Origin of the sequence: Streptomyces sp. NPDC026659 (assembly GCF_040638245.1) — a bacterium.
Lineage (GTDB): Bacteria > Actinomycetota > Actinomycetes > Streptomycetales > Streptomycetaceae > Streptomyces.
Genome location: NZ_JBEZXY010000013.1, coordinates 87,933 through 97,024 on the forward strand (window position 1 = coordinate 87,933; position 9,092 = coordinate 97,024).

A 9,092-nucleotide genomic window follows, 5' to 3' on the forward strand; every position below is an offset into this window, starting at 1 on the left:
CGTGCGCTTCCGTCACCCCGACGGCTCCCTCGTCCACCTCGCCTACTGCACCAACGTCCACCCCGCCGAGACCCTCGACTCCGTGGTCGCCCAGCTGCGCGACCACTGCGAACCCGTCCGCCGCCGTCTCGGCCGTGACCGTCTCGGCATCGGCCTCTGGCTCGCCAAGGACGCCGCCCTCGCCCTGGAGAACGACCCCTGCGCCGTCGGCGCCCTCCGCGCCGAGGTCGACCGGCGCGGCCTGGAGGTCGTCACCCTCAACGGCTTCCCCTACGAGGGTTTCGGCTCCCAGCAGGTCAAGTACCGCGTCTACAAGCCCGACTGGGCCGACCCCGAACGGCTCCGCCACACCACCGCCCTGGCCCGCATCCTCGCCGGACTCCTCCCCGACGACATCCCCGAGGGCAGCATCTCCACCCTGCCCCTCGCCTGGCGCACCGTCGCCGATCCGGCCCGCATGGAAACCGCCCGCGCCGCGCTGCGCACCCTCGGCGAACGCCTCGACGCCTTGGCCGACATGACCGGCCGTTCCATCCGGGTCGGCGTCGAACCCGAACCCGGCTGTGTCATCGAGACCACGGCCGACGCCCTCACCCCCCTCACCGACATCGCGCACCCCCGCATCGGCATCTGCGTCGACACCTGCCACCTCGCCACCTCCTTCGAAGATCCGCACACCGCCCTGGACGCCCTTGCCCACGCCGGCGTCCCGGTCGTCAAATCCCAGCTCTCCGCCGCACTCCACGCCGAGCACCCGCACCGCCCGGAGGTCCGCGAGGCCCTCGCCGCCTTCGTCGAGCCCCGTTTCCTGCACCAGACCCGCACGCTCACCGCGACCGGACGACGCGGCACCGACGACCTCGGCGAGGCGCTGCAGGACGGCTCCCTGCCCGACACCGCGCCGTGGCGCACCCACGTCCACGTCCCCCTGCACGCGGCCCCCGCCGCGCCCCTCACCTCCACCCTTCCCGTCCTCAGCGCCGCCCTGACCCGCCTTGTCGGCGGCCCGCACCCGCTCACCCGCCACCTGGAGGTCGAGACCTACACCTGGCAGGCCCTCCCCGCCACGCTCAGGCCCCGCACCCGCGCCCAGCTCGCCGACGGCATCGCCTCCGAACTCGCCCTCGCCCGCGACCTGCTCACCGACCTCGGTCTGAAGGAGCTGCCGTGACCGACCGACCGGCGCCCCCGCCGAGGCCTGAGACTCACCGACCGGCGCCCCGGCCGGTGCCCGAAACCCACCGACCCGCGACCCCGCCTGAGCCCGCGCCCCACCGACCGACGGCGCCGCCACAGCCCGCGTCGGGTCGGCTGACCCCCCTGCTCGTCCTGGACGTCGTCGGCCTCACCCCTCGTCTCCTTCAGCGCATGCCCCGCCTCCGCGAACTCGCCGCCCAGGGCTCCCGCGCCCACCTCGGCACCGTCCTGCCCGCCGTCACCTGCGCCGCCCAGTCCACCTTCCTGACCGGCGTCATGCCCTCCGAACACGGCATCGTCGGCAACGGCTGGTACTTCCGCGAGCTGGGCGACGTATTGCTGTGGCGCCAGCACAACGGCCTGGTGGCCGGGGACAAGCTCTGGGACGCCGCCCGTCGTGCCCACCCCGGCTACACCGTGGCCAACATCTGCTGGTGGTACGCCATGGGCGCCGACACCGACATCACCGTCACCCCCCGTCCCGTCTACTACGCCGACGGCCGCAAGGAACCCGACTGTTACACCCGGCCTCCCGATCTGCACGACGAACTCACCGCGAAGTTCGGCACGTTCCCTCTCTTCCAGTTCTGGGGGCCCGGCGCCGGCCTCGCCTCCAGTCGCTGGATCATCGACGCGACCCGCCACATCCAGCGCACCCGCCACCCCGACCTGACCCTCTGCTACCTCCCGCACCTCGACTACGACCTCCAGCGCTACGGTCCCGACGACCCGCGCGCCCTGACCGCGGCCGCCGACCTGGACACCGCGGTCGTACCGCTCCTGGACGACGCCCGCGCCGAAGGCCGTACCGTCGTCGTCCTCTCGGAGTACGGCATCACCCGGGCCGACCGCCCCGTCGACATCAACCGCGCCCTGCGCCGCGCCGGGCTGCTGGAGGTGCACACACAGGACGGGATGGAATACCTGGACCCGATGGCGTCCCGTGCCTTCGCGGTCGCCGACCACCAGATCGCCCACGTCTACGTGCGCGGCCCCGAGGACCTCGACGCCACCTGGGCCGCCCTCGCCGACCTGCCCGGCATCGCTCAACTCCTGGACGACGAAGGCAAGAAGGCCCACCACCTCGACCACCCGCGCTCCGGCGAGCTCGTTGCCGTGGCGGAGCCGGACGCCTGGTTCACGTACTACTACTGGCTCGACGACGCCAGGGCGCCCGACTTCGCGCGGCTGGTGGAGATCCACCGCAAACCCGGCTACGACCCGGTCGAACTCTTCATGGACCCCCTCGACCCCTACGTCAAGGTCAAGGCTGCGGCCGCACTGGCCCGCAAAAAGCTCGGCATGCGCTACCGGATGGCGGTCGTACCCCTCGACCCGTCACCTATTCGGGGCAGCCACGGACGCCTTCCCGCGAGCGACGACGACGGTCCGCTCCTCATCTGCTCCACCCCCCGTGCCGTGGGCGACCGCCTCGCGGCCACCGATGTGAAACCACTCCTGCTCAGACTCGCAGGCCTCACCTGACGACCCGTCATCGGATCTGTCCTGTGCACCTGGTCCCCAGTGAAGCACTCACCACCGACAACGCCCGCCCACACCCAGGAGTTCCCGCATGAGCCGCATTTCGCACAATGACCCCGAACTCGCCCACCGTCTCTCCAGAAGGGGCATGCTGGGCGTTGCCGCGGGCGCCACGGCCGCCGCGCTGCTGGGAGCCGCCGCCGGACCGGCCTCGGCGTCCACCACCGCACCGGCGGCGTCCGCCGTCGGCCGGGGCCGTCCCGTCCTGCCTCCCGGCCGCCTCGGCATCCAGCTCTACAGCCTGCGCGACAAGGTCGGCACCCTCGGCTTCGCGCCCGTTTTCGCCGAGCTGGAGCAGTACGGCTACGACGAGATCGAGTTCGCCGGCTACACCCAGGGCTCGGCCGGCCCCATCACCCTCGCCCGCCTCAAGCGCCTCGCCAGGGACCACGGCCTGACCCCGATCGGCAGCCACGTCGGCTACTACTCCGACGACCCGAACGCCTACACCTTCGCCCAGAACCTCAACCAGGTCCTCGACGACGCCCAGGCCCTCGGCCTCAAGCACATCGGCACCGCGTCCGGCCCCTTCCGCTACGGCTCGACCGTCGACGCCTGGAAGCGCGCCGCCCAGGAGTTCAACGCCTACGGCGCCGCGGCCAGGGCGCGCGGCATGAAGTTCTACCAGCACAACCACTCCGACGAGTTCGCCTTCGCCGCCGACAACCCCAAGGTCCGCCTCTACGACGTCCTGCTCGCCGAGACCGACCCCGACCTCGTGTACCTGGAGATGGACATCTACTGGGCCTACGCAGGGCAGTTCCGCTTCTCCAAGCGCCCCGACGGCACCCCGGCCCCCTTCGAACCCCTCGACTACGTCCTCGCCCACCCCCACCGCTACCCCCTCTTCCACGTCAAGGACGGCGTGAGCGACCCCTCGAACGAGTTCGGCTACCGCATGACGGACGTCGGCGACGGCGACATCGACTACCAGCGCTTCATCTCCGCCGTCACCCGTCTGCGCGGCGGACGCCAGTCCCACCACTGGCAGGCCGAACACGACAACCCGACCGACTCCTTCCGCTTCGCGCGCCGCTCCAGTGAATACCTGCACTCGCTGCGCGAGAAGTGCTGACCGACGCACCTCACCGGAGGACCACTTGTCGGCAGGCAGGACGGCTACCGGAGCGTCCGGTGTCGCCCGCCTGCCGACGCGAGAATCAAGGTCGATGCGTCCTGGACGCGGATGGTGGAGGCGGAGGAGTCGTCCTGACCTATCCCCAACGTGTCCGCTCACGTGCCCAGTCCAGGGCAGCTTCACCCTGAGCACGCTGGAAGCCCCGCACCGTCGGCAGCCCCGGCGGCGGGGGCTGGGCGGACTGGTGAAGGAAATAGCCGGCCATGGCGATGAGTACGGTGGTCACGTCCTCGCGGTCGGCGCCGCGAGCGCGGAGATGCTGATCGAGAACACTCATCGCCTCCGGGGTGCCATGCATGATCACGCTCGGGCCCATCGCCACGACGTCGAACCACGAGGCGCCGACCGCGGCCCACGGCCAGTCGACCACCATGACGCGGTCATCGGTCAGCAGGATGTTGTCCGCACGCAGATCACCATGGATCAAGGCACTCCCGGCCGCGGCGGCGCTCCAGACGGTTTCCCGAGCGACCAGGCGTCCCAGATTGCGCCGCGCCCAGGGGTCGAGCCACGCCAGGTCGTCCGCCCCCTGCGTGGCAGCCGCGGAAAGCCGACGCCAGCCCTGGAACTTCTCACCGAAACGGGCGGCAACCGTCGGCGCCTCGATCGGCGATGGATCGAGCAGCACGGACAACTCGGCAGCGGCCGCGAGGACACGGTGGAGCTCGTCCATCTGCCACGGCTGAGCCGGTGCTTCACCCTCCACGTCTTCGAGGACCAGGGCGACCCACCCCTCGATGTCGAAGGCCATCAGCAGTGACGGCACTGGAGCCGTGTCCGGGAATGCCGCAGTGATCCTGGCCTCCGCCCGGTGCAGGTCAGGAGTCTCGGGGTTGGGCTCAGGACCCACCGCCTTCACGAAGACCCGCCGACCATCGGCGAGGCGCACGCGAGCGGCAACACCGGGCGAGAAGCCGCCGGCCTGGGTCACGGCGTCCTCCACAGGGGAGCCCAGGGCTGTCTCGACCCGGCCCCTCACCCTGGAGGGAACAGCCCACCAGTCCACGCGCTCGCCTGCGGCCACAGGAGCTCCGGTGGTCCCGGTGCTTGCTCGTCTCGCCATGGGCACATGATCGAGGTGGGGCGGTAGGGGAGCAACGAGGTTTCCACTGCAGAGAAGCACGGTTCGAGCTGGTCTTCAGGACAGGACTCAAGCAACGGTTGCGACGTGTCAGATCAGACTGAGCTGTTCTCCGGGCGGTCTCGGCATGAGCACGTTCCGCAGGCCGCGGACATTCGCTCGCCAGGGACCACCATCGGATTCGTCCCAGAGATCCATCAGCTCGGACGGTGCGGTCATGACCCGGTCGAGTGCCTGAAGGGCGAGGTCGTGCAGGCCGGTGAGGTCGGGGAGCGGCTCTTCCGGCCCGTAGACGGGATCGGTGGGCTCGCCTCCGGGGCGTTGTGCGGCTACGAGGGCCGCTGCGGCGATGGCTTCTTCGGATTCGGGCGCTTCGAGGTATCCCACGGTGTCGATCACCCGTATGAGGGTGTCGCGGATGATGCCCGCGCGAGTATCCGCGGCGGCCTCGTCGAGGGTGCCTGCGAAGTCCGCGGCGGTGTCGTTGTCGAAAGGCCCGACGTCCCAAGTGCCCATGTCGTTCTCCTGCATCGTGGCGGTCGTGGGCATCTTGACAGCAGGCACTGACATGAGCGCTGCTCTGACGGGAGCAGTCCCCAGCCCTACGCCGAACCAGGGCGATTCACGGACGCCACCGAAACCGCCCCGCCCGACTGCCGACCCGGGGGAAACGGCGTTCAACAGGCCACGCTCGGCATCGCCCTGTCGTACGACCTCGCGCTCAGGAGATGAGCTGGTTGCGTCGAACGGTGAAGGTGTCCCGGCCGTCCGGCGTCGTCACCCCGTCCGGTGAGGTGGAGACCGTCACGGTGTCGCCGTCGGCCGTCGCCTCGACGTCGTCCCGGATCACGCACGCCACCGCGACCTCCACCGGGTAGACCGAGTCGGGGGTCAGCTCGGCGAACCGCGCGAAGACCGGGCTCTTGTCGGTCAAGGACCAGAGCTGTCCCGCAGCGTCGGCGAACCGCACCTCGACGATGCCGGGAAACGGCTCGTCATCGACCCAACGAACCGCCTCACAGCGCAACTCGGGCACTCAGCCTCCCGTACTGGATCCGGATGGCAGCGGCAGGGAGCGCCAGTCAACTCGCCAGACTCGGAATGCTGTTGGCACGCGAGAAACTCCAGTCTCAACGACCTGGCCCTCACCGACAAGACCGTCTTCTACGCCCGCGCGACAACACCCTGCCGGGCATCATGGCCCGGGGCACCAAGACCTGCCAAGGCATGAACGAATGGCACGTCGAGGACTAGACAGGCGCGCGCATCAGCCTGCGAACCGTGCGCGACCGAGCCGTGGATGCCGGGCTGTTGTAGTGCTGACGAAACTCGGTTGAACGACCGTTGTGTGGTCATGACAGGCTTGCGCGGTGATTATCGATCTGTCACCCCGTTCTCTGGCATGGGCCGATGCGGATCCCGCCCGGCATCCGTTCGACAGCGCGTCGGCGGCGCGGGTGGTGCGGTTGCTCGGGCCCGCGGGGCGGGTGCCCGGCTGCCCCGATGTCTCCTCCGGGGCAGCCGCGATGGGCGCCTGGGCCTGGGACGAGGGCCGGCCGTGGGCCGACGCCGTGTCGCACGCGCTCGTCGAGCAGTACGGCCGCTGGACCGTGGGCTGGCGCTGGGGGCACGACGAAGGGGATTTCGACGGAGGACCGGTCGGGAACTGGTGCTGTCCCCGGGATTCGATCACCACGCCGGAGGAGACGCTCGACCGTGTCGTCGCGGCACTGTGCGAGTGGCGGGAGTGGCTGGAGAGTCTCGCCAGATGGTTCGACGCGTACCCGTTGGACCTGGCCGACGTCGACGAGCAGCGGATTCTGTGGGAGCGGTCCGCGCGCAACCTGATCCTGCACGTGACCGACCGCACCGGCTGTGGGAGCGGTTGGTACGGACACTGCCATCAGGTGCTCCACTGGTTCCTCAGCCGCTGGGGAGTCGCGCCCGAGCGCGCGAGGGAGCTGGTCGACGACGCGATCGGCGGCCGGTTCGAGAGCTGGACCGGCCCCGACCCGGTGCTGGTGGAGGACGTCGCGGAACGGCTCGCGCTGTCGCTGCGGCCGGACGACTCCGTACGGCCCGCCGACGGGCCCGCACCGGATCACCTCGAACAGTGGCTCACCGTACGTTGGACCGTGCCGTGGCACGAGGCTCCCGACGGTGGCGGGGACGGGCCGGTGACCCCGTCGCGCGATGGCGCGGCGGAAGACATCCGCCGCTTCGACGCGGTCCTGGACCCCGCCCGCGCACAGGGCCTGCTCGCGGCCCTGGACCTGCTGCGGGCCGACGCGTCGCGCGGTGCCTCCCTCGACTTCGGACTGCTCCGGAGCTGGCAGCAACACGTCCTGGATACAACGAAGTTGCCGCAGTTTCGCGAGCTGCCGGCCTTCGCCAAGCAGGGGCGGGAACGGTACGGAATCGGCCCGGACACCCGCGCCCGCCTCGATACCTGCCTGGCCGAGAGCGCCCCGGACGCGACGCGGCCCCTTTCCCTCACGGCCAGGGCCGCCCGCGCCTACCTCGACGTCTGCTTCTTCCATCCCTTCGACGACGGCAACGCCCGGTCCGCCTTCCTCACCCTCGTGTTCGTCCTCGCCCGCGAAGGCGTCGCGCTGGACGAGGTCGGCCTGTTGCGCCGCGTCACCTTCCGGGCCGACGCACCCGAGGACGCGGTGATTCTGGCCCGGTACATCGGTACCCACCTCGCGGAGAGCAGGCGCAACGCCGCCGCTCCCGACGCGTAGCGGGTGGGCGCGGGCATCAGGCGGACCGGTGCGGGCGCACGTACGCCGTCCACGTGACGCCCGCGCAGACGGCGTACGCCGCGAGGAAGGCGACGTACGCGGCGTCGCCGTTGCCCACGGACAGGAAGGACTGGCGGAAGGCGATGTTGACCAGTACGCCGCCGAAGGCCCCGACCGCGCCGGCGAAGCCGATGAGGGCCGACGCGCGGGCCTCCGAGTCCTGGCCGGTCCGTGCGGCGGCGTGGCACAGGGTCGGGATCATCTTGTACGTCGAGCCGTTGCCCAGGCCGCTGAGGACGAACAGGGCGGTGAACGCCGTCACGAACAGCGGCAGGGAGTGGGCCCGGGAGGCGCCCAGTGCCAGCAGGGCACCGCCCGCCATCGCGGCGAAGGTCGCCAGGGTCACCCGGGCCCCGCCGAAGCGGTCGGCGAGCCGTCCGCCGATGGGTCGTACGAGGGAGCCGAGCAGCGGGCCGAGGAAGGTCAGGTATGCGGCGCTCAGCGGGGTGGTGAACGTGTCGGCGAACTGCACCTGGAGCACCTGCCCGAAGGCGAACGAGAAGCCGATGAACGAGCCGAACGTGCCGATGTAGAGCAGGGACACGAGCCAGGTGTGCCGCCACGCGAGCAGCGCGCGCAGCCGGCCGGGGGGCCGGGGCAGGCGCAGGTCGTCCATCCGGAGGGCGGCGCACACCGCGGCGGCGACGACGAGCGGCACGTAGAGCAGCACCAGCACCCGGGGGTGACCGGCTCCGACGGTGGCGAGGACGGCGAGACCGGCGAGCTGCACGGCCGGGACGCCCAGGTTGCCGCCGCCCGCGTTGACGCCGAGGGCCCAGCCCTTGAGGCGCTGCGGGTACAACGCGTTGACGTTCGCCATGGAGGAGGCGAAGTTGCCGCCGCCGACCCCCGCGAGGCAGGCGGTGAGCAGCAGAGTGCCGTACGGGGTGCCGGGCTCCAACACGAAGGCGGTCGTCACGGCGGGGACGAGCAGGAGCAGTGCGCTGACCACCGTCCAGGTGCGGCCGCCGAAGACGGCGACGGCGTGGGCGTACGGGACGCGCAGGAGGGCGCCGAGTGCGGTGGGCAGGGCGGTCAGCAGGAACTTGCCGGCCGGGTCGATGCCGTACTCGGGGCCGAGGAAGAGGACGAGGACCGACCACAGGCTCCAGACGGAGAAGCCGACATGCTCGGCGAGGACGGACCACAGCAGGTTGCGGCGGGCGGTGCGGGAGCCCTCCGCCTCCCAGAAGACGGGGTCCTCGGGGCGCCAGTCGGTGAGTTCGCGGCGGGGGCCGGGGAGCAGGCGGGGAAGGGCGGCCGGTGCGTCGACCGCGAGCGGCCGCGGTGAGCCGGCGGGGTGGGTGCTGGTCGTGGGCATGGTCAACTG

General features: G+C 71.0%; 8 protein-coding genes. 4 read left to right on the forward strand and 4 right to left on the reverse strand.

The genetic code is table 11. The annotated features are described in order from the left end of the window. Position 1: 1 nt before the first annotated feature. The 3 genes from eboE (at position 2) to AB0E91_RS28200 (ending at position 3,814) form a co-directional block, all read left to right on the forward strand. Positions 2 to 1,171 carry a metabolite traffic protein EboE gene (gene eboE / locus AB0E91_RS28190; RefSeq protein ID WP_361787621.1) on the forward strand — a complete coding sequence of 390 codons (1,170 nt, stop codon included), beginning with the start codon at positions 2 to 4 and terminating at the stop codon, positions 1,169 to 1,171. A gap of 197 nt (positions 1,172 to 1,368) precedes the next feature. Next, entirely contained in the window at positions 1,369 to 2,682 is a 1,314-nt protein-coding gene (locus AB0E91_RS28195; protein ID WP_361787623.1) for a nucleotide pyrophosphatase/phosphodiesterase family protein, read from the forward strand. 88 nt (positions 2,683 to 2,770) lie between these two features. Next, positions 2,771 to 3,814: a sugar phosphate isomerase/epimerase gene (locus AB0E91_RS28200; protein ID WP_361787625.1), complete on the forward strand. Its 1,044-nt coding sequence runs from the start codon at positions 2,771 to 2,773 to the stop codon at positions 3,812 to 3,814. A gap of 139 nt (positions 3,815 to 3,953) precedes the next feature. Here AB0E91_RS28200 and AB0E91_RS28205 read toward each other — a convergent pair whose 3' ends face one another. From AB0E91_RS28205 to AB0E91_RS28215, 3 genes are all read right to left on the reverse strand, one after another. Further along, entirely contained in the window at positions 3,954 to 4,808 is an 855-nt protein-coding gene (locus tag AB0E91_RS28205; protein ID WP_361787627.1) for a phosphotransferase, read from the reverse strand. 240 nt (positions 4,809 to 5,048) lie between these two features. Beyond that, complete coding sequence (locus tag AB0E91_RS28210; RefSeq protein ID WP_361787817.1) at positions 5,049 to 5,474, reverse strand: DUF4259 domain-containing protein; 426 nt, start codon at positions 5,472 to 5,474, stop codon at positions 5,049 to 5,051. 205 nt (positions 5,475 to 5,679) lie between these two features. Beyond that, a complete protein-coding gene (locus tag AB0E91_RS28215; RefSeq protein WP_361787629.1) occupies positions 5,680 to 5,892 on the reverse strand; it encodes a hypothetical protein in 213 nt (70 codons plus the stop codon). Positions 5,893 to 6,328: 436 nt separating this feature from the next. On the opposite strand from AB0E91_RS28215, the gene AB0E91_RS28220 reads away from it, so the two are divergent. Then, positions 6,329 to 7,702, forward strand: coding sequence for a Fic family protein (locus AB0E91_RS28220; protein ID WP_361787631.1), 1,374 nt, complete (start codon positions 6,329 to 6,331; stop codon positions 7,700 to 7,702). Positions 7,703 to 7,718: 16 nt separating this feature from the next. On the opposite strand, the gene AB0E91_RS28225 is transcribed toward AB0E91_RS28220, so the two are convergent. Continuing rightward, complete coding sequence (locus AB0E91_RS28225) at positions 7,719 to 9,083, reverse strand: nitrate/nitrite transporter (RefSeq protein ID WP_361787633.1); 1,365 nt, start codon at positions 9,081 to 9,083, stop codon at positions 7,719 to 7,721. Positions 9,084 to 9,092: the final 9 nt, after the last annotated feature.

Coding starts and splice junctions, on each gene's coding strand:
- AB0E91_RS28225 (WP_361787633.1), bottom strand. CDS start 9,083: ATGCCCACGACCAGCACCCACCCCGCCGGCTCACCGCGGCCGCTCGCG.
- AB0E91_RS28210 (WP_361787817.1), bottom strand. CDS start 5,474: ATGGGCACTTGGGACGTCGGGCCTTTCGACAACGACACCGCCGCGGAC.
- AB0E91_RS28200 (WP_361787625.1), top strand. CDS start 2,771: ATGAGCCGCATTTCGCACAATGACCCCGAACTCGCCCACCGTCTCTCC.
- AB0E91_RS28195 (WP_361787623.1), top strand. CDS start 1,369: ATGCCCCGCCTCCGCGAACTCGCCGCCCAGGGCTCCCGCGCCCACCTC.